Origin of the sequence: Hymenobacter cavernae (assembly GCF_014641455.1) — a bacterium.
Classification (GTDB): Bacteria; Bacteroidota; Bacteroidia; order Cytophagales; family Hymenobacteraceae; genus Hymenobacter; species Hymenobacter cavernae.
This window is the reverse complement of the sequence record NZ_BMHT01000010.1, coordinates 23840-48476: the sequence shown is the minus strand read 5'-3', so window position 1 is coordinate 48476 and position 24637 is coordinate 23840. Positions and strand designations below refer to the sequence as shown.

The following is a 24637-nucleotide window of genomic DNA, read 5'->3' as shown; positions in this document are numbered from 1 at the left end:
TTCTTAGGCTCAGGCCGTCATTTCGACCAGCGGGAGAAATCTCGCGTGCTTCGTTAGAACGTCATTAGCAGAACGTCATGCAGAGCATTCTGCGCATTAAGCAGCGACGAGGAATCTCGCGTGCTGAGGTTGTGGTGGTAATTTCCCAACGATTGGAGTTACCATTGCACGCGAGATTCCTCCTGTCGTCGGAATGACGTTCTGTTAATAACGTCCTCTTTTCTGTCGCGCCCTATTTGGATTAGCGCTTAGCCATTTCTATTTCGAGGCTCGCCATAATAAACGGCCCGACGCCTTTAAAATCGTTCTTCTTGATCTTCTCGCTCAGGTAATACTCGTAGCTGCCGTCGCGGTAGGGGTCGCCACCCAGGCCGCCTACGCTCACCGTGCCGTTCATGACGAGCGCACCATCAGGGGTCGTTTCGATGAAGTTTTTTACCAGGCCGTCGTAGCCTTTTTGCGCTACGGCGGCGTATTTTTTATCCAGATAGCCTAGGCGGGCGCCTTTCGCCAGCGCATACACAAACATGCTCGACGACGAGGTTTCGATGTAGTTGCCGGCGCGGGTTCCCTGGTCGGTTACCTGATACCAGCCGCCGGTTTTCGGGTCCTGATACTTCGCCAATACGGGCGCGAGGCGCTGCAAATCCTTGATAAGTTGGGCGCGCTGCAGGTGGTTTTTGGGGAAGTAATCGAGCACATCGACCAACGCCATGGCGTACCAGCCCATGCCGCGGCTCCAGAAGTTCGGCGACTGGCCGGTCTGCTTGTTGGCCCACTTTTGTTCCTTGCTTTCGTCGTAGGCGTGGTAGAGCAGGCCGGTTTTGGGGTCGACGCAGTACTTTTCGATCAAGGCAAACTGCTTGGCGATGTCGTCGAAGTTGGCGGGCTGGTTGAAAAGCTTGCTGTACTCGGCGTAGAAGGGCTCCACCATGTAGAGGCCATCGAGCCACATCTGGTTGGGATAGCGCTTCTTGTGCCAAAAGCCGCCCTCTTTCGTGCGGGGGTGCGTGGTGAGCTGCTGACGCAGCAAATCAGCGGCTTTGCGGTACTTGGTTTCTTTCGGGTACTTCTGGCTCAGCGTCAGGATGGAACGACCCGTCGGGAGGTTATCGACGCTGTAATCATCGGCCTTATAGCCGGTGATGGTGCCGTCGGGCTGCACCGAGTAGTCTACTATTTTATGGACGTAGTCAAGGTAGCGTGGGTCGCCGGTGCGCTGCCCTACCCGCTCGATGGCCGCCAGCATCACGCCTTGCTCGTAGCCCCACCTAGCTATTCTACTCTTCTGAATACCAAGCGAATCGGGGTACTCAGCGATGAAGGAATCGGTCATGCGCTGCGAAAGCGGCTTTGTAGCGGCGGCAGCTTTGGGCTTAGTTTGGGCCCAGCTAGCTTGGCTTAGCAAGAGCAGACTGAGTAGAAAAAAGCGGAGTGGATTGGTCATCTGGAAAGGGATAAATACAAAGGCGAAAGTGCAGGCTAGGTTGGTCAGGCCAGCATAAGTCGCAAAAAGCAGCTGCGAAACCGTCCTGTACCATCCTGAAGCTGACTTATCGGCCGCCAACCATCTTGGCGTCAGGATGGTGCAGGACGGTTTTGCCTGCGTAGGCCAGTTGGTTTACCCCGACAATCACTAGACTGCTCCAAACCGTACTCCCTTCTTTCCCAAAAGCACTGATGAGAATAAAATATAATCCAGAAGGTAACCTAGGTCTGTTTGCTAAGCACCGCACGGCATCTGCGTTATGGCTCGTGCTGCTGTTAGTGGCATCGGGTGCGGCGTTCCGCACCGACAAACCAGCTAGCCCTATCGCTACTATTCCGACCAAGGAACAAGTCGGGGCGCTTAATCTGCCGGCCGACATTGCGCCGGTTAAGGCTGCTTTCACGATGCCATTGTTCAAGAAACCTTCCTTTCCGAACTATGCGCTCAGCATTACCGAGCGAGGCGCGCAGTCAGGCGCCAAGGTCACGAAGGAAATACAGGCCACCATTGATGAAGTAAATCGGCATGGCGGTGGCACCGTTATAGTTCCGGCCGGTAAATGGAACACGGGGCGTATCAGCCTGAAAAGCAACGTGAACCTGCGCCTCGATGCGGGAGCGGAGCTGTATTTCAGCGGAGAAGTGGAAGACTACCGCCCGGCGGTATTTACCCGCAACGAAGGCGTGGAAGTTATGTCGCTGGGCGCCTGCATTTACGCCAACGGACAGGAGAACATTGCCGTGACGGGTAAAGGCAAATTGATCGGCCCGGCCCAAGGCGGCTCGGTGCGCAAGCAAGTGATGGAAGGCGACGTGGTGGAAAACATCATTCCCGCCACCAAACCCGTCGCCGAACGGGTGTATGAGGGCTACAACGGCAGCCCCATTTTTCTGCCCATGTTCATTTCGCCCATCAACTGCAAGAAGGTGTACATTGAAGGTATCTCGCTGGAAAACACAGCTTTCTGGAACATTGTACCGGTGTATTGTGACGGTGTGATTATCCGGGGCGTGACGGTGAACTCGGTGGGAATCCCCAGGGGCGACGGCATCGATGTAGAGTCGTCGCGCAATGTGCTGATTGAGTACACCACGCTGAGCTGCGGCGACGATTGCTTCACCATCAAGGCGGGCCGGGGCGAAGATGGTTTGCGGGTGAATAAGCCCACGGAAAATGTCGTGATTCGGTATTGTTTGGCGCGGGAAGGGCACGGCGGCATCACCTGCGGAAGCGAAACGGCGGGCATGATCCGCAACCTGTACGTGCACGATTGTGTGTTCGACAATACCGGCGTGGGCATCCGCTTCAAAACCCGGCGGCCGCGCGGCGGTGGGGGCGAAAACCTGACGTACGAACGCATCCGCATGAACCTGAAAAATGCGGCCTTTAACTGGGATATGCTCGGCAGCAAAACCTACGTGGGCGACCTGGCGAACCGGCTGCCCGCTCGGCCCCTTAACCCGCTGACGCCCCGTTATGCCAATATCACCGCCAAGGACATCATCGTGGAAAATGCCAGCCAATTCGTGAAAGTGGAGGCTATTCCGGAGATGCCGCTTACGAATGTTGTGCTGGAAAACCTGGTGGTGAATGCCAATAAGCTGTTCTCCGCCGCTGATGTACAAGGCTTTACCATCCGCAACGCGACTATTCACACTCAGGATGCGCACATCACCCTGCTGGATACTCGGAAGGTTCTGTTTGACAGAGTGCAGTTTACCGTGCCGGGAAATGCGCTGCTAACGGATGTATCAGGCGAAAAGTCGGCGAACATTCAGTTCAAAGACTGTACACCACAGAAGCCACAGGGCTGGCGGAGCAGCACTTGGAGTAAGTAGCGGCCTAGCTGTGCCTGGGCGACTTACCTAGGTGCTAAGCACTGATCATTGCAAAAGTCAATTGTGACGGCAACTTGCTAGATTGTGCCGGTGGTATAGGCCGCCTGACCGGTGCAAATAGCTTGTGGATTAATGTTTACGTATCGTTTGTGTGAAGTAAAGCGTCAAGGGCGCCTGTGGGTGGTGCTGCTGGTGCTGGGTAGTGGGTGCTGGCCTTGGGGGCAGCTACTGGCGCAGCAACAGGCCCGCACCCGGCCAGGCAAGCTAGCTCCGGCAGTAGCCGAAACTGCGCTTCGAGCTGCCAAGGGCTCGCGCCACACGTACCGAGTGCAGGTGCAAGACTCAACTGCTTTTCAGCAATGGGTACAACGGTCAGGCAAGCACCTCAGCTACTGTCCTCTTCGCTCCGCCCCTCGCACGTTCCTCGTAGCAGGCCTTGATGCCGCAAACCTAGCTGAGCTGCTGACGTTTCCGTGGCTGGAGTTTGTAGACGTGCCCAACCGGGCAGCCCACGAGGAGCGGCAGCTTGATAACTCCAACCTAGGTGTCAACAAGATTGCGCCGCTGCACAGCCATTTTCCGCGGCTAACGGGCCAAGGCTTAACTGTGTCGGTAAAGGAAAATCCGTTTGACCCGAAGGATATTGACTTCAAAGGCCGGGTGCTGAACCCTGAGCAGATTACGGGAACCATCTCGGCCCACGCCACAGCCATGGCGACGCTCATCGCCGGTGGTGGCAACTCAGCCCCGACGGGCAAAGGTGCGGCTTGGCAGGCTAGGCTAGCTACTTCCAGCTTCGCAGAGCTGCTCCCCGACGATGGTCAGCAGCTAGCCCAGGCGGGCGTATCGGTGCAAAATCACTCCTACGGGGTTGGCATCGAGAACTACTACGGTCTGGAGGCTCAGGCGTACGACCAGCAGAGTGTGCAGTATCCTAGCTTGGTACACGTGTTTTCGTCGGGCAACGAGGGAACCAGCGCCAGCACCAGCGGCACCTACCGCGACCTAGCTGGGGTGGCCAACCTCACCGGGCAGTTCAAGATGTCGAAGAACACGATCAGCGTGGGAGCTACCGACGCGCTGGGTCAGGTAGCGCCCCTCAGTTCCCGCGGCCCCGCCTACGATGGCCGCGTGAAGCCCGAGCTGGTGGCTTACGGCGCCGATGGTACCTCTGACGCGTCGGCACTGGTGTCGGGCATTAGCCTGTTGTTGCAGCAAGCATATCGTGACCAATACGGCACGCTGCCGCCTTCTTCCCTGGTGAAAGCCGCCTTGCTCACCAGCGCCGACGACACCGGCCGCCCCGCCGTCGATTTCGTAAGCGGCTACGGCCAGGCAGATGCGCAAGGCGCTGTGCAAGTCATTCAGGACAAACATTTTGTAAATGCCGCAGTAAGCCAAAATCAGGAGCAGATAACTCCTCTCACGGTGCCCGCTGGCACGTACGAGCTGAAAGCCACACTGGTCTGGACTGACCCTGCCGCTGATGTCAACGCCGCTGAAGCGCTGGTGCACGACCTTGACCTAGAGTTGGTGCACCTAGCTACCGGGCAGCGGTGGCAGCCCTGGGTACTCAGCCCCCACCCCGATTCCTTGGCCCTGCCCGCCCATCGTCGCCCCGACCACCTGAACAATGCCGAGCAAATCACGCTGACGCTACCCGCGGCTGGCGCTTACGAGCTGCGCGTACGCGGCTACCGGGTTTCTGCTAGTTCGCAAGCCTTTAGCCTAGCTTTTGAGTTGGGCAGCGGCTTCAACTGGGTTAGCCCAACCACTGGCACCAACCTGCGGCCTGCTACCAGCTACGCGCTACGGTGGCAATGGCGCGGCCCTGCCACTGCCGGCCGCCTCGAATACAAAGCGGTAGGCAACACCCAATGGCAGGAAATTACGTCCTCAGTGGCATTGGCGCAGGATACGTTTGCCTGGCGCGTGCCCGAAACTTTAACTCGGGCGCAAGTCCGGTGCGTGGTGAACGGCGCAGCCTTTGAGTCGGATACCTTTTCGATTACGCGGCCGCTGGCGTTGCAGGTTGGTTACGCCTGCCAGGAGGAGGCACTGCTGTACTGGTCGCCGGTGCCAGGCGTGGCTCGTTACCAGGTTTATAGGCTAGGTACTAATTACTTAGAGCCCTTCGCCCAAACCACTGACACAGTTATCGTGCTCAACCGCAGCCAATCTCCGGCGCTACACTACGCTGTGGCGCCGGTGGTACGGGGCGTGCCCGGCGAACGAGGCTCCACCATCGACTACACGCAGCAGGGCACGGCATGCTACGTGCGCTCCTTTTTGCCCCGTCAGCTCGTCACCGACACAGTGCAGTTCGACCTCACGCTGGGCAGCGTATACCAGTTGAAATCCCTCACGCTGGAACGCCTTGAACCGACTATTGCACAGTTGCAGACTATTTCTCCGGTCAATCATCTAGCAATGGTATTAGCTGACCCAGCACCCCAGCCGGGCCGCAATGTGTACCGCGTGCGGCTCGAAACCAGTACTGGTCGCACCTTCTACAGCGAGCCAGAAGAAGTACAATATATCCGGGCCAATGAGTTGGTGGCTTTTCCTAATCCCGTCGGCCCGGAGCAGCCGCTTCAGCTTATTCTGGGCGAGATTGAGGCCATTCGGGTGCGCATCTACGACTTGTTAGGTCGCCTGCGCCGCGAAACGGAATCAACCGGCACGATCCATACGGTGGATGTGACAGGGCTAGGTAGCGGCACGTATCTGCTACGGGTTCAGGCTGAAAACGGATTGGAGCGAGTGGTGCGGGTGGTTATTCTATAAAGTGGATGCCTCTTGTCATTCCAAGCGCAGCGAGGAATCTGAGTCAATGGTTATGTTAGCTAATCCAGATTCCTCACTGCGCTCGGAATGACAAGAGACACTAAAACAGAACAGCCCGGCGCTATAGCTAGCGCCGGGCTGTTCTGTTTTCATAGCTTGTAAAAGCACCCTCAAAGCGGTTTCCAAATCAGAGTACCGCCTGGGCTACTCTTTTCTAATACAAGTAGTTCAGCGCCGTGCGGTCGTTGGCGTTGAAGGGACGGTTCTGACCGCCACCGATGCAAGCCAGCATCCACGAGTTCGGGTCGGCGCCGGCGGGCGTGCCGGGAACGAGGACGGCCCCTACGTTGCTAGCACCTTCGTTGGTGTACTGGCCGCCGCAGCTATAGCTCCGGTCGGCGTAGTCGGTGTGACGGAAGCCAATGCAGTGGCCGATTTCGTGGGCCAGCACGCTGGCAATCGTGGTGGTGGCGTAGCTGGAGCCCAGCGAAGCGGAATTTACCAGCACCTGGTTGTAGGGGTTGCCACCCGAGGGAAAGCCCGCTGAAGCTAGGTAACCAGCACCAGCAGGAGCCTTCACCAAGGCAATATTAGCGCCCGAAGTCACGCGCCGGAACGTAATACGCAGACCCTCTGCATTATAGCGCCGGATGGCTTCGTCGGCCGCCGTTACGTAAGCCGAACCTAGGGTGCTCGACACGGATACGGTGATGACGCGGGGCAAGCCGGTTACCAGGCTGTTGGTGCGGTATTGTTCTTCGGCACCTACGCGCAGCATTTTGTAGTCTGGCTTTTCTTCCAGATCGGTGTCGGTCAACATGATATCACCTTCTACCAGGTAGCCGCCTTCTACTTTTTGGGCGTTTTGGGTGCTCAGACCTAGCTGCTGAATCTTGCCCAGCACCTCCTGGGGCACTTCATTTTTGGTAACAACATTTTCACTTTCCTTCTGGCAAGAAGCTAGGCCTAGCACCGAGAAGGCAATAAGGGAAAGAGAAGAAAGTACGGTTGAAACTTTCATAGAACGGTTGATTAGTTTTGGTGAGATGAAGAGTGGATCCGAGGCCAATCTCCGCCTATTTAGCGCCGTCGGAAAGGACGTGTGAAACCCTTTTGTGACGAGCTTCTCTCACCGTGTATCCAGCATTTTCAATCCTTTATAGCCTGATTATGAATTAGTAAAGTCATAAGAAATGGAATAAACCCAACCCATTGTGACTTCATCAAATCTTCATAAACCAATCGTTCTTCGGACTCGTATGTCACAGGTTTTACCCAAATAAGTCCTGAAAAGACGATTTTAGCTGGTGCTCAGCGCTTGATTGCCACAGGCTGAGAGAAGTCTTACCAATTGTTTTGCTTCTATTTCCCAAGATGCCCTAGCTTTCGGGTGGCACGAGTTCTTGCGCTAATTGCACTTATAGCAATTGTTTGATAATCAGACAGGCATATGAATAATAAGATAAAGTTCCTACTCGCCTTTCTGGTGCTTGTTCCCTTTGTGCTCTCCGCCCAAACCGCCGCCTTAGATAGTAAACCCCTGAACATATTCACCTTAGGCGACAGCAATGGCACTTTTCCGGAAAGCTGGCCCAAGCAGCTCAAAGATGCCCTGCCGAATGCGCAGGTGTTCAACATCAGCAAGTCGGGTCGAACCATCGGATTTCTGAACCTAGGTGACAGCACCCTGAACTCGCTGTTGGTGCTGGACGAAAACCTGAAGAAAGCCGCCGACTTTACCCAAGCCCGCCCCTTTGATTTTGTGGTAGTGGAGCTAGGTACCAACGACGGCAAAGCCGTTTTTGCCGACCAACAGCAAGAAGTACCGGATAACCTGGAGAAGCTCGTTAAGCAGATCAAGACTTGCCCCTATCCGACTATCAGCAATGCCAGGATTATCATCATCTCCCCGCCTCCTTATGGCGCAAAAGCCGAGGCCACAGCGAAATACGCAGGCGGCGGCAAACGCGTGGAAGCAATGAGCAAGGCCTTCCAAAAAGTAGCCAAACGCAACAACTGCCTTTTTGTAAATGGCTACAAAACGCCCGGCCTGAACGTCGAAACCATGACCGCCGACGGCTTGCACCTGGATGCGGCAGGCTCGAAGAAGCTGATAGAACCTGTGGTTAAGTTGATGTTAGCTGGTAGCCGGTAGTTATTGGCGGTTAGCTTTTTCTGAATAAGAGCTAACCGCCAATAACTACCGGCTACCAGCTCATACAAAGGTGGTTACGGCATTTTTTGCAGGCCTTCCCACTTCACTTTCCAATCTTTCGGAATGCCAGGGGTGGCTTCAGTGCTGCCGTCGTATCCGGCGCACATGAGGGCAATGGCGGCGAGCAGGCCGCCGTTGCCGGGCAGGTAGATACGCAGGCGGTCATCCTGGAAGTTGTGGCCGTTGGGCAGGTAGGTGTTGGTGTGCACCTTCATCAGCAGCGCGTCGATGGCTTTGTCGGGCAGACCTAGGCGGGTGGCGGTCATGGCGGTCATGGGGAAGTCCCAGCCCCAGGTGTCATTCCAGCTCCAGTCTTTCCAGATCAAATCAAAGGTGCGGCGCATGGTACCTAGGTTTTGCTGGCCGGTGTTGGGCATCATGCCCAAAGCGCCAAATACCGACGGGTGGTCGGTTTTGTATTCGGGGTTGGTGTAGGAATCGGTGGCGCTTTCGGTGGCCAGGTACACGCCGTTGGCTTCGGGCAGCTTCGAGAGCTTTTTAATCACCTCGTCCCACTTCGGGTTACGACCTAGGCCGGCGCGCTCACGCCATTGCTGGGCTACGTTCAGCGCCCAATGCCAGTACACCAGTTCGTAGGTTGGGTTGAAGGTTTCTTCGGCTTTGAAGCGTTCCTGGGCGGGAATCAAGCCTTTGCCCAAGATGTAGCGGTCCTTGTCTTTCTCATAATACGGGTACGAAGCCATGAACTCGGCCGTGCCGAACACCATATCCTGGTACTTCTTCAGCGTTGCGGGGTCCTTCTTAGCCCGGTAGATCAGCTCGGCCATGTAGATGGGGTGCGGCTGCTGCCAGATCAGGAACGCGCCCACCGACGACGGCGCTTCTTTCCCTTGATTATCAGTCATCTTCTGCCACCGCAACCCCTCAAAGCCCTGGCGCTTGGCAATGGCTTTGGCGCCGGCCTGAACCTCGGGACGCAGATACCATTCGAGGCTTTCTTCCAGCAAGTCGGGGCGGCCCCAAAGGCCGTAGTGCATGTCGTGCCACCAATGCATTTCGAGGTGCGGCTTACCAAACCAGCTGTTGTAGGTCAGGCCGGTTTCCTGGGGCGGGAAGTGGCCGGTGGTCTGCGTTTTAATGAGGTACTGCGACAACACGATGCGGCGCTCCAGCTCGGCGGCCCTGGGGTCGGTGGTGCCGCTGAAATCGACGGCGGCGCCGCTGCTCCAGAACGATTTCCAGCGCGTTTGGCTGCTGGTGCGCGTGGCGGCGAAGGAGAGTGACGGTCCCATCATTTTCGTCTGCGGCTTGATAAACTCCACCACTACTTCCAACTGGTCTTGTTTACCGTCAGCCGTTAGCACGAACTCGTGCGGCTGCTTGCCAGTAGCTAGCTTAGCTTTATCACTCCAAGCAAAGTGCACAGCATACTGATCGTCATCTATTTCGTGCCCCACTAAGGCCGATTTACTGTCTTGTCGCGTTATTTTCGACTGGTGCTTATCGGCATTTTTATAGTTCACGCCCTCATCGGTCCACTCGGCTGTGGGGTACGGGAAACGCAAGAAGATTTTCAGGCGCTGCTGCTTTACTAATGCCGACTTCACCTGAACGGCCACCGCGTCCCGCTCCTGATGACCTAGGGTCACCACATCCACCGGCGTGCCTTCCAGCGTGAAGTGGCTGGTAATCTCGCCGGTCCAGGGGTTCAGCACCTGCCGAATGTCGCGCAGATCGTTGATGGTGGCTTTCGAACCATCCTTTTTCAGCAGCACAAAACCTAGGTTCCCGAGCTGCAAGCGGTGCGGGTTAGCCCGCAGAAAATCCGTTGCAGCCACAGCCCGCGCCGGCGTTTTGACCTGCACCGTGTACGGGATTTTGCGCCCGTTCAGCAAGTACTCCCGTTGAGCTTCCTCTACCTTGTAGTTATCGGTATTCGGGAAGCTATGCCAGCCCCATTCCGATTCCGTGCCCAGCGACACGCCCTTTTGGTAGTACTCGGGGAAGGTTTGCAGGCCGGTAATGTCGGTGGTAAAGGCAAACTTTCCGTTGCCCACCGTCAGCGAAGCCAGCGAATCCGTCCTGGTATTCACGACTTTGTGGCGCTCCACTAAGGCCTTTCGGTCGATGGGCGTTTGTTGGGCGACTACCGGGAAGGCGGTCAGGGTTACGCCAGTCAGCAGTAAGCTAGCTAGTAGTTTGGGGGGGTAAGGCATAGGCGGTGTTCAGGGTTTTATTGGTCTGTCATGTTGAGCTGGTCGAAGCATGACGGCAAGATTTTATTGTTCAGGTCACTCTCGCACCAAGGTCATGCTCATCAGGCCAATCACGACATCATTGGCCAGCGCCCTAATGGTCAGGCTTTTCAGCTTCTTCTTGGAATCAAGCGGCAGGTCGAGCACGGTAGCCGCCCCGCCCTCGATAGCGCGGGTGCTATAGCCTTTGATGGCGGTGTACTGGCTGAAGTCGCGGGTGATGAGGCCGGTTTGCAGGTGCACGCGCCACGGCTTCGGGGCGTCGGTGGTGAAAGCAAAGCCATCCTGCGCGTAGTCCTGCTCGATGGGCCACCAGTTTTCGGGGTTGCGCAGAGCTAGGTTCTCCTGGGAGCCATCAGCATACGTCACAATGACTTCGCCGTTGGTCAGGCGGGTTTGCATGGGGTTCGTGGAGCCGGCCATCAGCATGTAAGCGTGCGAGGCTTTGCCTTTGAGCGGCACCGTGTGCTCAGGCTGGTAGTTGTTCCACTGCGACACAAACAGCACGTTCTTCGTGTCTGCCGCGCCGGGCGTGCGGAGCGGAGCGCCCCAGGGCAGCTGAATCTGGTTTTGCGCGCCGGCTAGCTTGCGCAAACCGGCATCGTTGATGATGGCCTGCGTGGTCGGGTAGCACCAGTTGCCGATGCCTTGCGTAGGCAACTGCAACGTAGGCCCCTTCGGACGCGGCGACAGGTATTTGTTCTGGAAAATGCTGGTCACCTTGTCGTTGTAGAACGGCGCCAAGTCTACCGTTTCGTAGCGCGTATTTGCCACGGCAGGCACCGTCCACGACAGCAGGTTTTTGGTTACGCGCTGCTTGTTGCCCCATTCTACCGCCACTGGGTTGCTACCGGGCATGAGCTGCGCGGTCGGCACCGCCACCACCGCCGAAGTGGCATGCGCGGGCACGCTGATGTTATCGACAAAAGCTTTCTTTCCAGCTCCAACTGTCACGCGAGCTTGCACCGGCGCATTCATGTGGTTCTGCACCCGGAACTGCAACCCGTTGCTTTCCGGCTCCTCCACAATGGCCACCCTTTGGCGAACTTCTACCGGCAGCGGCGCCCACCAGGTCAGGTCGCCTTGGTGGAGCTGGGCGAAGGCCGTACGGCTTCCCACTTCGCCCGTAACCCTAGCTTTCAACTCGTTGGCCTGCGTCGTGGCGGCTTGCAGTACTTGCTGCGGATCGAAGACTTTGGTGATGCTGGCATGAGACAAGCGCATGCTCAACGCGTCGCCGACCGCATACTTCGAACCTAGGTTCGGCACATCCGGCGCGTCGCCTTGCCACTCGATAGTCACCACGTACTGCGCCGCCGGGGCGCTATCAATCTCGATAATGGGTTGACCGACAGCTGAATCCACATTCTTCCATGCCGCCTTGCTCCCGTTTACAGTGACGCTTTTGATAGAAGTCGTGCGGGCCTTTACCTGGAGCTGAAGCTTTAGCGGCTTTGCGAAGTGCGGCGTGAGCATGTAAGTGTCTTGGTTGCCTTGGCGCTTGAAGTCGAAAGCTAGGTCGGGTACTTGCAGGGTGGCCGAGTTCCAGGCCATCGGCAAGCCCGGCCGGATGGTGAGCGTGCCGGCTAGCGCATTAGGCACAATGCCGAACAAGCCCTCCACCAAGGAGCGCGCCGTCATGCCGATGGGATCGGCAAAGTCGCGGTACAGCTCGCCACGGTTGGCGTCGTAGAAGGAAATCTGCTGGATGTTGCCGGGGCTGGAACCTAGGTACATGCTTTCCAGCAAGGCGCTTTTCCAGAGCTTGAAGGCTTCTTCGGTGCGGCCTGCTTGCCAGTTGGCCAGCGTAGTGTGCAGCACTTCAGCCAGCACGACGTTGTTGATGGACCAGTCGTAGGGCTGCCAGTTGGTAGTCGAAAGCAGGTAGTAGCCGTCGTCGGGCAGCCCCGCGGCGCGCACCGGAATGTGCGGAATTTCCGCATCCACGTAGCGCAGCGCCTGATACGCCTGAAAAGGATCGGGCACTTCCGAGTCCAGCGCGTGATAAATGGTCCAGAGCCCGGCTGAGGAATGCAGCTGCTTCAACCCTAGGCCATCCTGAAACTCGGCGTACCAGCCTTTGCCCGACAGCCACAGCCGCGTGTTCAGCGCCTGTCGGATATGCGCTGCTTCCTGGCGATACGGCGCCGGGTTTTCGCCAATGCGTTCGGCCAAAGTCGCGGCCACGGAGTTGGCCCAGTAGTTATAAGCGGAGGTGTGCGTGACGGCGCCGCCGCTGTATTGTAAAGCGTCGCTGGCCCAGATGGCGGCGTAGGCATCATACAGGCCGTCATTGTCGGAGTCGAAGTTGCGCTTTTCCCAGGCCAGGTGCCGCTGCAAGGTGGGCCACATTTCCTTGGCAAAAGCTAGGTCGCCGGTCCAGTAGAAGTGGCGCAGCAGCTCGTCGATGTACACCAGGTTCATGTCGTAGTGGTGCGGGCGGAAGTCGCCGCCAGGGTTGCGGCTGATGTAGCCGTCGCTGTACACGCTGGTACCTAGCTTTTCCAGGCTGCGGGCCAGGTTCAGGGTCGTATCCATTACCACGGGGCCAGCCGGCGTAGTCAGCTGCGACTTGGAGTAAGCTCGAAAGTGCGTCTGGGCGCGGTCGTGCCAGCCGAGTGGATCGGCGGCATACGGGCCGCGCCAGCCGTTGAGGCGCATGCGCCACGCCACGGCCCCGTGCATATAGGAAGGGTTTTCCCAGATGGCATCGGCGGCCACGCTCAGGGCGCCACCTAGGGTGTTGATGTACGGATCGGGCGTGATAACCTGCACCCGATTGGCAAGCTGCTGGCGGGCGGCTTCGGCTTTGAAAAAGGCTTTCGACAGATCCGCATAGCGCAGGTTTACAGCGCCTTCTGCTTTCTGCACCGCGAAGTATAGCTCCTCTCCTGCTTTGGCCGAAATGGCACCTGTCAGTACTGGCGCATCCGAAGCTTTAGAAGCTAGCAACTGCTGCGGCGAATCTTGCTGCGCGGCATCACCTAGGTGCGTGGCTGAGGTTGGCGGCACCAGACCTAGCAGACTCTTGCGCACCGTCGGCATCGGCTTTTTCACCTGACCCGCCGGCTGAATCTCGTAGCGCTCGGCTTCGGTGCTCTTAGCCTCGGCGCCGTAGTAGAGCGTGAAGGTGTTGTTCTTCAGCTCGAATGTATTGCCCTGGCAGTACTCCGGCTTCAGGTAAAAGCCCGATTCGGGGTCGGCACCGATGTCGCCGTCGCGGCTGAATTTCTTGCCTGTCGCGCCGCCGTAGGCCCAGAGCAAACGCACTTGGCTGGCCGGCACTTTGTCAAACCTAGCTTTCACCAGCAAGCCTTCGGCATCAGCCATTGCCAGCACTTCCAGGTGCATACTGCCCGTGCCGAGCAGCGGGTCCGTGATGTCGTAGAGCATGCCGCCGGGGCGGTAGCGGGCCGTTATTTTGTCGGCCTTAATCAGCCACTTGCTCTGCCCATTGGCCGCGAGCAGGCCAAACTTCAGGTTGCCGCCCATGCCGGGCAGGTAGAGCGCGAATTCCGGCAAGTCGCCGGCCTCGGCGCGGAAAGCGGTGTTGGTGCCGTAGAGGGCGCGGGTGAAGCGCTTGCTGCCATTCGTGATAACAAAATCCTGGCCTTCCGGATGGTAGCGGAGCGCGCGTTGCTGGTCGTGCCAGAGGCTAGGCTGGGCACTAACAGCAGTAGAAGCAGGCTGACCGGAAGCCAGGTGCGCCGTAGTCAGGCCGGCGCTAAGCAGCAGCATACACCCAAGCGCGCAGCCTGCTCGACCTAGGTTTTGATAGCGCGAAGTCGTTGTGGAAACGCTCATTCAAGTAAGTAGCGGTGCGTACTTCCTAAAAAAGAAGCCCGGCTTCCGCAGTGCATGTCGTCTGCGAAAACCGGGCTTCTGGGTTGTTACCTGACCTTCAAGATATTAATAGCCAGGGTTTTGATCATACAGGTTAGGCGCAGCACTCAGCTCGGCCTGCGGTATGGGGTAGATGATCTGGTTGGCATCGACGCTGCGGCTCATGCGGTTGCGCGTGTCTTCCTTCGGAATCCAGGCGTTGATGGTGGTGAGCACCAGCCCTTCGCGCACGAGGTCATGCCAGCGGGAGCCTTCCCCAGCCAGCTCACGACGGCGCTCTTCCATCAGCTGCGGCAGCGTAACGCCGGTGAGCTTGGTGGTAACGCCAGCGCGGGTGCGCACCCGGTTCACGGCGTCGTCTACCTCGGCCTGGGTGCCGCCGGCGCCGTGCAGAATGCACTCGGCCTTCATCAGCAGCACGTCGGTGTAGCGCAGCACAATCCAGTTGATGCCCCAGTCGGTGCGGGTGGTGCCGCGGGCGCTTTCGTTCAGGTACTTCTTCATCAGCCAGCGCGTTTCCTTGAAGCCGGTGGTGCTGGTGTAGCCCTGGGCAAAGTTGAAGGTCTTGCGTACATCGCCGGTGGGGTAAGAATCCAGCAGATCGTTAGCAATCGGCCGGATTTCCAGACCGCCTGATACGAACGGAATTTTCAGCGCCGTGAAATACGCATCGGGCACCAGCAAGCCGGGGAAGTCGCTGCCCAGCCCGGCGCCGCCGCTCAGGAACTGGATGTCGAAGATGACTTCCTTGTTGTTTTCGTTGGTGTAGGAGAAAATATCGGGATACGAAGACAGGAAAGCGTATTTCCCGCTGTTCAGCACCTCGTTCAGCAGCGGCAGCGCTTTGGCGTACTCGTTGGTGTTCAGGCCCGGACCTTCGATGCCGTAGGTGGGGCCCGAGCGGGTCAGGTACACCAGCGCCAGCAGACTTTTGGCAGCGTTAGCCGTGGCCCGACCTACGTTGGGCTTGTCGGCCGTAACAGAGCCGTCGTAGGCGGCGGGCAGGTTGGCAATGGCGGTTTGTAAGTCTGAGATAATCAGGTTGTAGACGTCGGCAACGGGCGTGCGGGGCACTTTCGCCACTTCCGCCGGCACCAGGGCCTTGTCGATCAGGGGCACTTTGCCGAAGAAGCGCACCAGATCGAAATAGTAGAAGGCCCGCAGGAACTTGGCTTCGCCTTCGTAGCGGGTGCGCGCGGCCTCGGCCACCACACTACCATTGCTGGCCAGCTGATCCAAGAGCGTATTCGCCCGGAAAATGCCGTTGTAGTTGCCGCTCCAGGCTTCGGCCACGTACGGGTTGTTCACCAGCGCCGTCGAGAAATTGTTGACGGGCGCCCAGTCGCGCACACCTAGGTCATCGACGCCGTAAATGTTGTCGGAGCGGGTTTCGGAAAGGTTAAGCGCCCGGGTCGGGTAGGTGACCAGCGGCTGATACGCGGCCGTCAGGGCTTGGTCGAAATCGGCTTGAGTCTGGTAGAAGGTCGGGGTTGAGCCGCTGGAAAGCGGTGCTTGCTCCAGGTCCTTCTCGCACCCACTCAGGGAAAGCCAGCAGACCGAAGACAGAAGAAAAACTATTTTTTTCATGAGAAAGGAAGGCTAGGCTTAGAAGGTAAAGTTCAACCCCAGGATGAGCGACTTGGCGAGCGGTAGTCCGCCGTAGTCGACGCCTACCGGGAAGTTGTTGTCGCCGCCGCCGGTGTTCACGGCTTCGGGGTTGAAGCCACCTGTGTATTTATCGTGACCGAAGAAGTTTTCAGCTGTCACGTAGATGCGGGCACCCTGCGCGATACTCTTGTTGATAAGCAGACCTAGGTCGTAGCCCAGCGTGATGTTGCGCACGCGCCAGTAGTCAGAAGAATACAGCCAGTCGGTGTTCTTGATGCGGCCGAAGGTGGAGTAGGCTTTGCCCCGCAGACCTGCGCCGGGGTCTTCGGGTGAGCGCCACCGGTCGCGGTACAAACCAATCACGTTATCCACTTGCCCGGTGCCGGTGCGGTCCACGGCCCGCCCAAAGAGCGAATAGATAGAGCCGCCGTTCTGCCCTTGCACCAGCACGCTCAGGTCGAAGCCTTTGTAGCGGAAGCTGTTGGTCACGCCCCAGATGTAGTTCGGGTTTGGGTGGCCTACGATCTGGCGGTCGTTGGCGTCAATCTTCTTATCGTTGTTGGCATCCACGTACTTGGGGTCGCCTACCGTTTGAGAGCCGTAGAGCGCGGCGCCGCCATCAATGTCGCTCTGCGACAGGATGCCGTCCTGCTTCACCACGTAAATGCTGTAGAGCGGCTGGCCAACCTTCAGGATGTTGTTCGGAATGTCGAACGCAGACTGAATCTCAATTGGCGCGTCGCCGACACCTAGGTGTACTACCTTGTTGGAATTGTGGCTCACGTTCACGGAAGTATTCCACTGGAACGCGCCTACCAGGTTGTGGCTGGTCAGCTCTAGCTCCAGACCGCGGTTCACTACTTCGCCGATGTTGGTCAGCTGGGTGCTAAAGCCGGCCGCTGATAGCACCGGAATGTTGAGCAGCAGGTCTTTGCTGGTTTTGGTGTAGTAGTCGAACGAACCCGTCAGGCGGTTTTTGAGCACGCCAAAATCAAAGCCGACATCATACGTGCGGGATCTTTCCCACTTCAGATCGGGGTTGTTCACCCGGTTGGGGGCCTGGCCGCTGGCCTGCGCGCCGCCGAACGTGTAGTTGTAGATACCTAGGGTTGCGATGCTGCTGTAGTCGCCGATACCGTTGTTGCCGGAGTAGCCCACGCTGGCCCGCAGCTTCAGGTCGCTGATGGGCGCAATGCCCTGCATGAAGCCTTCCTGGGAGATGCGCCAGCCCACCGAAGCGGCCGGGAACACGCCAAACTTGGTGTTTTCGCCGAAGCGAGACGAACCGTCGCGGCGGATGCTGGCCGACAGCAAATACTTGCCGGAATAGGCGTACTGCACGCGCCCGAAGTATGAAATCAACGCGCTTTGGGTTTCAGTGGTGTAGTTGTTAGCCGTGCCGCTGATGTTGACCGCTGCGTTCAGCGTCGTTACGGCCTGATTAACAAAACCTCCCGTGGCCGACAGCGCCTGCGAGTAGAGCTTGGTGAAGTTGTAGGAGTAGCCGGCCAGCCCGGTGATGTCGTGCTTGCCACCGAGGGTCTTGGTGTAGGTCAGCGTGTTCTCGTTCACGAACGTCTGCCGACGGAAGCTGCTGTAGGAGCCCGACGCCTGACGGTTACCTAAGCTGCCGCTCACGAAGGCCGGCGCATACGATTTCGACTGCGCATCGGTGTTGTCGATGTTGGCCGTCGAACGCAGAGCTAGCCCTTTGATAATCTGGAAATCACCGTAAACGGTACCTAGGGTCCGGAACGTGCGCGTGTCGCCGATGGATTTTTCCAGTAGCCGGATCGGGCTGTTGCGCGTCGTGCCCCAGTTATAGTAGGTGAAGTCACCGGTGTTCGTGTTCAGGCCGGCTGTGCTTTCTACTACCGGCGAGCTGGTGGCTACCAGGTGGAGCAGGTTGTCCTTGCCTTCCACGCCGGGGTCATTGGTGATGGAGTACGACGGTGAGATATTCAGGCCGAACTTGAACTTGTCGCTGGCTTTCACTTCTACGTTGGCGCGACCCGAGTAGCGCTTGTAACCCAGCCCGACCACCATGCCGTCCTGCTTCAGGTAATCACCCGAAACATAGTAGTTTACAAAGTCGCTGGCGCCGCTGGCCGCCAGCTGCACGTCCTGCGTGAAGCCGGTGCGGAAGGCTTCCTTTTGCCAATTCACGAAATCCAGCCCCGGATGCCCAGGCTGTAGCCAACGGTCATCAATCATATACCTAGGGTCGATGGTCGTTACCTTCAGCGCCGTCTGCCGCTCAGCCGTCGTTTGGGTAGCAAGGCGCCCCGGACCCGAGGCCACCCAGTTGGCGTTGATGATTTCAACAGAGCGGTCGATCCACTCTTCCGAGTTGAGCATGTCGAGCTTGCGCACCGCCTGGGTGAAGCCCGCGTAGGTGTTCAGGTTGATCTTCGGCTTGCCCGATTTGCCCCGCTTGGTGGTAATCAGTACGACGCCGTTGGCGGCCCGCGAACCGTAGATAGCGGCGGCGGCGGCATCCTTCAGCACCTCAATATTCTCAATATCATTGGGGTTGATGTTGTCCAGCGGGCTACCGCTCGCGAAACGCCCGGAGGAGTTCTGAGCCGCTGCTTCCAGCGGGAAACCATCAATCACGTACAGCGGCTCGTTGTTGGCCGTGATGGAACCCGCACCGCGCACCTGCACGCTGAAGCCCCGACCCGGTACGCCGGTCGTCTGCTTCACCTGCACGCCGGCCAGCTGTCCCACCAGCGCCTGATCGACGCGGGCGAGCGGGCGTTCCTGTAGTTTTTCGGCGTTGAAAGAGGCAATAGCACCGGTCACGTCGCCTTTTTTCTGGGTGCCGTAGCCTACTACCACCACTTCATCCAGCGCTTTAGTATCTTCTACCAGCTTGATGGTCAGGGCTTCGGAGCCAGAGAATTTGCGCTCCTGCGTCTGGTAGCCAATGTAGCTGAAAACCAACGTGCCGGCCGTTTCTGGCACCGATAGCGTAAAGGCACCGTCGGCGCCCGTGGTCGTGCCGTTGGTGGTACCTTTTACCACTACCGTTACGCCGGGCAGGCCCTCATTGGAGCCCGAAACTACTCGGCCCGTCAGCTGCCATTCGGCAACAGTGCGGGCAAGCGGGCGGGCTTGTAGTGTGCTGACGGCGGGATTCGCCAGCAGCAGCAGCGCCGCTAGCGCCACCGGCTGACCACGCCGCCAGTTGTAGGTTTTCTTCATGGGGGTTTTGAGTAATAGGTGAGCGTGAGGAAGACTGAATTAGAGCTATTAAAACTACTTTTTGACCCGCCCGAAACTCTCCTGTAGAGTACCGTTCTGATGTCTCAGGCTCGTATTTTTATTTTATAAAAACTTGGATTTTAGCAACCCAGAGGCCAAGAAAGCGCCATTTTCCTACGGGAGGCGAGCCGCTGAGAAGCGCTAATGCCGGCGTACTGTTGCCGACGAGCCTTCAGGGAAAACGTTTGCGGCTGCAAACGTTTGTTAGCCGGCATTTGCAGATGCCGGCTAACGACTACATCATCCAGGCAGCACCACCTGAATTATTTCCCACGCTCCAAAACTGGCCTGCCGCGGCAGCAAATCCTTCCCGCACTCTCCTGCTACCAGAATGCCCAACCAGATTCAGGACTTTTACCCAAGGCAAACTGCCATAGTCCCGAGCTAAAAAAGAAAACAAAAATCTAGCTTTCCACAGGACTATTATCCTAAATATTTTAATTTATATAAGATAATTTTCCATTCAGCGGCTTTACCCTCTTCCGCTTAGTCAAGAATTTGTTTTTTGCAACAGAACAGAACAGTAGCGCTTACGTCTTATGGACTATAGCAAGGCTGCCTGGCACCGAGCCAACCTAGGTTTTTTACGGACTGGTGAGTTTCTACTTAATAGGTTATAAATTTCGGGATGAGCCTTTCTACTTTATTGGAGTCAGATTTTCTTATCATTTCGCATGATCCTGATAATCAATGGATTTATGCTGATTGGCAGGACGAGCTAGGGTTGGAGCAGGTGAAGCGCGGCACGGAGGCTATCCTAGCCTGCCTGCATCAAACGTCCTGCAACAAGCTCCTCAACGACAACACCAACGTGCAGGCCGCCACTTGGTACTTCTCCGACTGGGTGGCCTCCGAGGCTATGCCGCGCTACGCAGAGGCCGGCCTGCAGTACATTGCCTGGGTGCTGTCGCCTTCGCTGGATTGCCGGATGTACGCCGACCAAGCCGTCGGCATGACCAAAACGCCCCTGATAGCTGTTTTCGATGAGCTAATCGGGGCCCACCAGTGGCTGCGTTCCTGCGAGCAGTGGTTCCCGGCCCAGCGTTACCTGAGCACCCCAGCCGCATAGGCACTATAAAGCAGCCCTAGGTCGTATTCGCAAGAGGTCCTTCCTGGCGAGCTGCCTTGTGAGTAATCCACGTTATAGGGTACACTTACATAGCCCCAGCGGGGCTATATATCATTAGAACCCAAAGCAGTAGCACATCCTAGCCCCAGCGGGGCGGCACCTAGGTCTCAACGACGGGTGTCGCCCCGCTGGGGCTTGGTCGTTTGTACGGGCTAGGTTCTACCAATATCCTGCCCCACCGGGGCTAGCTTACCAAGAATGCAGCTCGTTGAAACGGCTAGTACCTACCGAAATACACGCCGCCCAACGGTTATATACGCCTATATATAGCGGTTTATCAAGACGATACGCCGCATCTTGTTAGAATCAATCTAGTTAACCTAGCCTTAGTGCAAGGCGTACAGCACCTATTCGCCCTAGGGATGCACGGCACCTCTCCCACCACGGCTTCTTTTATGTTCGGCGCCTGTCCTCATCCATCTACCCACTCTATTCGATTCGCTCTATGAGCAGCAAAGTTCTTACGAAACCCCTCGGCGATGTGCCTGTTGCACTGCCGCCGCTCCAGCGCGTGACGCTGACCATCAACGGCGCCGAAAAGCAGCTGGAAGTAGCACCGTGGACCTCGCTGCTTGACCTCTTGCGCGAGTACCTCGACCTGACGGGCACCAAAAAAGGCTGCGACCATGGCCAGTGCGGCGCCTGCACGGTGCTGGTTGATGGCAAGCGCATCAACTCCTGCCTGAGCCTGGCCGTGATGCAGGAAGGCAAGGAAATCACCACGATTGAGGGCCTGGCGAAAGGCGACCAACTGCACCCAGTGCAGGAAGCCTTCATCGAGCATGACGCTTTCCAGTGTGGCTACTGCACGCCGGGCCAGATCTGCTCGGCCGTGGGCCTGATCAACGAGGGCCACGCCAAGACTACCGAAGACATACAAGAGTTGATGAGCGGTAATATCTGTCGCTGTGGGGCTTACGTCGGCATCACGGCCGCTGTGGAGCAAGCCCTGAAGGTGTGTCAATCTAACGCGCAGTAACCGATGAACAGCTTTACCTACACCCGCGCGGAAACCGTCGACACGGCTATCGGCGAAATCAAGGCGCACCACACGGCCAAGTTCATCGCCGGCGGCACCAACATTCTCGACCTGATGAAGGAGAATGTGGAGCGCCCCGACCACCTTGTTGACATCACCCGCCTGCCGCTTAAGCAGATAGAAACGCTTCCGGATGGCGGTTTGCGCCTAGGTGCGCTCGTCACGAACGCCGATACGGCGTATCATCCAGAGGTACAAAAGCGCTACCCACTGCTGAGCAAGACTATTCTGGCCGGTGCCTCGGCGCAGCTGCGCAACATGGCTACGGATGGCGGCAACTTGTTTCAGCGTACGCGCTGCTACTACTTCTACGACACAGCCACGCCCTGCAACAAGCGCGAGCCGGGCTCGGGCTGCTCGGCTATCAATGGCTTCAACCGCATTCATGCCATTCTGGGCACCAGTGAGCACTGCATTGCCACGCACCCTTCCGATATGGCTGTGGCGCTGGCGGCGCTGGAAGCCACCATTCGCGTAAGCGGCCCCAACGGGGAACGCACCCTAGCTATGGCTGACTTTCACCGCCTGCCCGGCGACAAGCCGCAGTACGACAATAATTTGGAAGCCGGCGAAATCGTGACCAGCATTGATCTGCCCGCAAACGGCTTCGCGAATAACTACAACTACCTGAAGCTGCGCGACCGGTCGTCGTATGCCTTCGCGCTGGTATCGGTAGCGGCCGCCCTCGAGCTGGAAGGCGACACCATCAGGGAAGCACGCGTGGCCCTGGGCGGCGTGGCGCACATGCCTTGGCGCAAGCCCGAAGCCGAAGCTTTGCTGAAAGGCCAGAAAGCGACCAAAGAGAACTTCCGCAAAGTGGCTGAGGCCCTGTTGGAAGGTGCCAAAGGCTTTGGCGCGAATACGTTTAAGATTGAGCTGGCTCCCCGCGCCATCGTGCGGGCGCTGGTGATGGCCACCGAAATGAAGAAGAAATAATGGCAGCAACTACCTATGTCGGCAAGCCGATAAGCCGCGTCGACGGCCGCGCCAAAGTAACCGGCGAAGCAAAGTACGCCGGCGAGTTCAACACCGCGGGTCTGGTCTATGGCTACGTGGTTTCGAGTGCTATTACCAAGGGCAAAATCACCAAGATCGACACCTCGCAGGCGCTGAGCATACCGGGTGTTTTGCAGGTATTTACCCACGAAAACGCGCCTCGCCCGGCACACTTCGATAGAAGCTTTAAGGATGACGACGCCGTAGCCGGCGCGCCGCTCAAGCCGCTCTATAGCCCCGAAATCGGTTTTAGCATGCAGCCGATTGCGCTGGTTGTGGCCGATACATTTGAAATTGCACGCTACGCCGCTTCGCTTGTTGAAGTAGAATATAAAGCCGAAAAGCCGGAAACGGACCTCACGAGCAAGCCCAAAGGGCACAAAGCGCCCAAAGGCAAATCGGGCTTCACTCCCCCCAAGGACCGCGGCAACGCGAAAAAAGCCTTCGAAATGGCCGATGTGCAGTTTGAGGCCGAGTACGTGCACATGCCGGAGCACCATAATGCGCTGGAAATGTTTTCCTCCACGGTGCTTATGGACGAAGAGGGCAAGCTGAAGATCTACGACAAGACGCAAAGCGCCTTCAATAGTCAGAAGTACATTACGCAGGTTTTTGGGCTGAGCAAGGATGAAGCGCGGGTAGTATCACCCTTCGTGGGCGGCGGTTTCGGGTCGGGCCTGCGCCCGCAGTACCAGCTGTACCTGGCCGTGATGGCCGCGCTGGAGCTGAAACGCTCAGTGCGCGTGACCCTGACGCGCCAGCAGATGTTCAGCCTCGGGCATCGCCCGGCCACGCTGCAAACGGTATCGTTGGGGGCTTCCGAAGCGGGTGCGCTGCAAGCCATTAAGCACGAGGCCCTGAGCGAAACGTCGCGCGGGGAGGAATACACGGAGGTTATCGTGAACTGGTCAGGCTCGCTCTACCAGTGCGACAATGTGAAGCTCGACTACTACCTGCGTAACCTCGACGTTTCTACGCCAATGGATATGCGCGCGCCTGGTGCCGCCACGGGTGTGCTGGCAACCGAAACGGCCATGGACGAGCTATCCTACAAGCTAGGTATGGACCCGTTGGAGCTGCGCTTACTCAACTACGCGGAAGTGAATCAGCTGGAAGGCAAGCCTTTTTCCAGCAAGGCGCTCCGCGAGTGCTACGCCCAGGGCGCCGAGCGGTTTGGCTGGTCCAGGCGCAACCCTGTGCCCCGCTCGACTCGCGAAGGCACCAAGCTCATTGGCTGGGGCATGGCCACCGGCATCTGGGATGCGCAGCAAAAGAAAGCCGCCGCCAAAGCCAACCTTTCCGTCGACGGAAAGCTGGTAGTAGCAAGCGGCACAGCTGATATCGGCACCGGCACCTACACGGCCATGTCGATAATTGCCGCCGAAACCCTAGGTCTGCCGATTGAGGCTGTTACGTTTAAGCTCGGCGACACCACCTTGCCCGAAGCCCCGCTGGAAGGCGGCTCCTGGACGGTATCCTCGGTGGGTACGGCCGTGCAGGAAGCGTGCGAGGCTATTGGCAAAAAGCTTTTTAAGCTGGCAAAAAAGCTCAAAGACTCTCCGCTGAAAAAAGCTGCTTTCGAAGATATTGCGTTTGCCGATGGCCGGATTCAGCTGAAAGGCAACCCCTCAGCCAGCGTCTCCATCATCGAGACGATGCGGCAAACCGGAATAAATTACATCGAAGAAGAAACCACGGCCCTGCCCAATTTCCTGAAGCAGATGAAATACTCCCGCAACACGCACTCCGCCGTGTTTGTGGAGGTAGAAGTGGACGAAGACCTAGGTCAGATCTGCGTGCGCCGCGTGGTGAGTGCCATTGCGGGCGGCCGTGTTATCAATCCCAAAACGGCGCGCAGCCAGATCCTGGGCGGCATTGTGTGGGGCATCAGCATGGCCCTACACGAAGAAAGCGTGCTCGACCACGACTTCGGCCGCATTATGAATCATAACCTCTCGGAGTACCATGTACCGGTCAACGCCGATATTCACGACCTGGAGGTGATTTTTGTGGAAGAACACGATAAGATTGTAAACCCGCTGGGCGCGAAAGGCCTGGGCGAAATCGGCCTCGTGGGCGTAGCGGCGGCCGTGGGCAATGCCATCTATCACGCCACCGGCAAGCGCGTCCGCGACTTCCCGATTACGCTGGACAAGCTGCTGTAAATAAGACTAAACGAATACCAACAGCAAAAAAGCCTTCCTCATCGG

At 57.7% G+C, this 24637-nt stretch carries 13 protein-coding genes; 7 read left to right on the top strand and 6 right to left on the bottom strand.

All coding sequences use genetic code 11. The features are described from left to right. Nucleotides 1-241: 241 nt before the first annotated feature. On the bottom strand, nt 242-1447 hold the full coding sequence (locus IEX74_RS21370) for a glycoside hydrolase family 88/105 protein (RefSeq protein ID WP_188816124.1): 1206 nt from the start codon (nt 1445-1447) through the stop codon (nt 242-244). 233 nt (nt 1448-1680) lie between these two features. Between IEX74_RS21370 and IEX74_RS21365 the strand changes: the two genes are divergently transcribed. Together IEX74_RS21365 and IEX74_RS21360 are read left to right on the top strand one after the other, a co-directional pair. Beyond that, the gene (locus IEX74_RS21365; RefSeq protein ID WP_188816123.1) at nt 1681-3327 is read left to right on the top strand and encodes a glycoside hydrolase family 28 protein; all 1647 of its coding nucleotides are present in this window, start codon (nt 1681-1683) and stop codon (nt 3325-3327) included. Between the two features lie 132 nt (nt 3328-3459). Next, entirely contained in the window at nt 3460-6114 is a 2655-nt protein-coding gene (locus tag IEX74_RS21360; RefSeq protein ID WP_188816122.1) for a S8 family serine peptidase, read from the top strand. A gap of 214 nt (nt 6115-6328) precedes the next feature. On the opposite strand, the gene IEX74_RS21355 is transcribed toward IEX74_RS21360, so the two are convergent. Next, nucleotides 6329-7135 carry a M57 family metalloprotease gene (locus tag IEX74_RS21355; RefSeq protein ID WP_188816121.1) on the bottom strand — a complete coding sequence of 269 codons (807 nt, stop codon included), beginning with the start codon at nt 7133-7135 and terminating at the stop codon, nt 6329-6331. Between the two features lie 429 nt (nt 7136-7564). Between IEX74_RS21355 and IEX74_RS21350 the strand changes: the two genes are divergently transcribed. Further along, complete coding sequence (locus IEX74_RS21350) at nt 7565-8269, top strand: SGNH/GDSL hydrolase family protein (protein ID WP_229755408.1); 705 nt, start codon at nt 7565-7567, stop codon at nt 8267-8269. Nucleotides 8270-8343: 74 nt separating this feature from the next. Here IEX74_RS21350 and IEX74_RS21345 read toward each other — a convergent pair whose 3' ends face one another. The 4 genes from IEX74_RS21345 to IEX74_RS21330 all read right to left on the bottom strand — a co-directional run bounded on the left by IEX74_RS21345 (nt 8344) and on the right by IEX74_RS21330 (nt 19203). Then, nucleotides 8344-10506 carry a hypothetical protein gene (locus IEX74_RS21345; protein WP_229755407.1) on the bottom strand — a complete coding sequence of 721 codons (2163 nt, stop codon included), beginning with the start codon at nt 10504-10506 and terminating at the stop codon, nt 8344-8346. 75 nt (nt 10507-10581) lie between these two features. Next, nucleotides 10582-14349, bottom strand: a complete 3768-nt coding sequence (locus IEX74_RS21340; RefSeq protein WP_188816119.1) for a DUF4450 domain-containing protein — start codon at nt 14347-14349, stop codon at nt 10582-10584. A 105-nt stretch (nt 14350-14454) separates the two neighbouring features. Then, nucleotides 14455-15975, bottom strand: a complete 1521-nt coding sequence (locus IEX74_RS21335; protein ID WP_188816118.1) for a RagB/SusD family nutrient uptake outer membrane protein — start codon at nt 15973-15975, stop codon at nt 14455-14457. 18 nt (nt 15976-15993) lie between these two features. Further along, nucleotides 15994-19203: a SusC/RagA family TonB-linked outer membrane protein gene (locus IEX74_RS21330; RefSeq protein WP_188816117.1), complete on the bottom strand. Its 3210-nt coding sequence runs from the start codon at nt 19201-19203 to the stop codon at nt 15994-15996. A gap of 688 nt (nt 19204-19891) precedes the next feature. Between IEX74_RS21330 and IEX74_RS21325 the strand changes: the two genes are divergently transcribed. The 4 genes from IEX74_RS21325 (at nt 19892) to IEX74_RS21310 (ending at nt 24592) form a co-directional block, all read left to right on the top strand. Further along, nucleotides 19892-20332 (top strand): hypothetical protein, encoded by a 441-nt coding sequence (locus IEX74_RS21325; RefSeq protein WP_188816116.1) that lies wholly within the window; start codon nt 19892-19894, stop codon nt 20330-20332. A 505-nt stretch (nt 20333-20837) separates the two neighbouring features. Beyond that, complete coding sequence (locus IEX74_RS21320) at nt 20838-21371, top strand: (2Fe-2S)-binding protein (protein WP_188816115.1); 534 nt, start codon at nt 20838-20840, stop codon at nt 21369-21371. Nucleotides 21372-21374: 3 nt separating this feature from the next. Next, the gene (locus tag IEX74_RS21315) at nt 21375-22367 is read left to right on the top strand and encodes an FAD binding domain-containing protein (RefSeq protein WP_188816114.1); all 993 of its coding nucleotides are present in this window, start codon (nt 21375-21377) and stop codon (nt 22365-22367) included. Further along, nucleotides 22367-24592 carry a xanthine dehydrogenase family protein molybdopterin-binding subunit gene (locus tag IEX74_RS21310; protein WP_188816113.1) on the top strand — a complete coding sequence of 742 codons (2226 nt, stop codon included), beginning with the start codon at nt 22367-22369 and terminating at the stop codon, nt 24590-24592. The genes IEX74_RS21315 and IEX74_RS21310 overlap by 1 nt, the downstream gene beginning before the upstream one ends. Nucleotides 24593-24637: the final 45 nt, after the last annotated feature.

Coding starts and splice junctions, on each gene's coding strand:
- IEX74_RS21370 (WP_188816124.1), bottom strand. CDS start 1,447: ATGACCAATCCACTCCGCTTTTTTCTACTCAGTCTGCTCTTGCTAAGC.
- IEX74_RS21365 (WP_188816123.1), top strand. CDS start 1,681: ATGAGAATAAAATATAATCCAGAAGGTAACCTAGGTCTGTTTGCTAAG.
- IEX74_RS21360 (WP_188816122.1), top strand. CDS start 3,460: ATGTTTACGTATCGTTTGTGTGAAGTAAAGCGTCAAGGGCGCCTGTGG.
- IEX74_RS21355 (WP_188816121.1), bottom strand. CDS start 7,135: ATGAAAGTTTCAACCGTACTTTCTTCTCTTTCCCTTATTGCCTTCTCG.
- IEX74_RS21350 (WP_229755408.1), top strand. CDS start 7,565: ATGAATAATAAGATAAAGTTCCTACTCGCCTTTCTGGTGCTTGTTCCC.
- IEX74_RS21345 (WP_229755407.1), bottom strand. CDS start 10,506: ATGCCTTACCCCCCCAAACTACTAGCTAGCTTACTGCTGACTGGCGTA.
- IEX74_RS21340 (WP_188816119.1), bottom strand. CDS start 14,349: ATGAGCGTTTCCACAACGACTTCGCGCTATCAAAACCTAGGTCGAGCA.
- IEX74_RS21335 (WP_188816118.1), bottom strand. CDS start 15,975: ATGAAAAAAATAGTTTTTCTTCTGTCTTCGGTCTGCTGGCTTTCCCTG.
- IEX74_RS21330 (WP_188816117.1), bottom strand. CDS start 19,203: ATGAAGAAAACCTACAACTGGCGGCGTGGTCAGCCGGTGGCGCTAGCG.
- IEX74_RS21325 (WP_188816116.1), top strand. CDS start 19,892: ATGAGCCTTTCTACTTTATTGGAGTCAGATTTTCTTATCATTTCGCAT.
- IEX74_RS21320 (WP_188816115.1), top strand. CDS start 20,838: ATGAGCAGCAAAGTTCTTACGAAACCCCTCGGCGATGTGCCTGTTGCA.
- IEX74_RS21315 (WP_188816114.1), top strand. CDS start 21,375: ATGAACAGCTTTACCTACACCCGCGCGGAAACCGTCGACACGGCTATC.
- IEX74_RS21310 (WP_188816113.1), top strand. CDS start 22,367: ATGGCAGCAACTACCTATGTCGGCAAGCCGATAAGCCGCGTCGACGGC.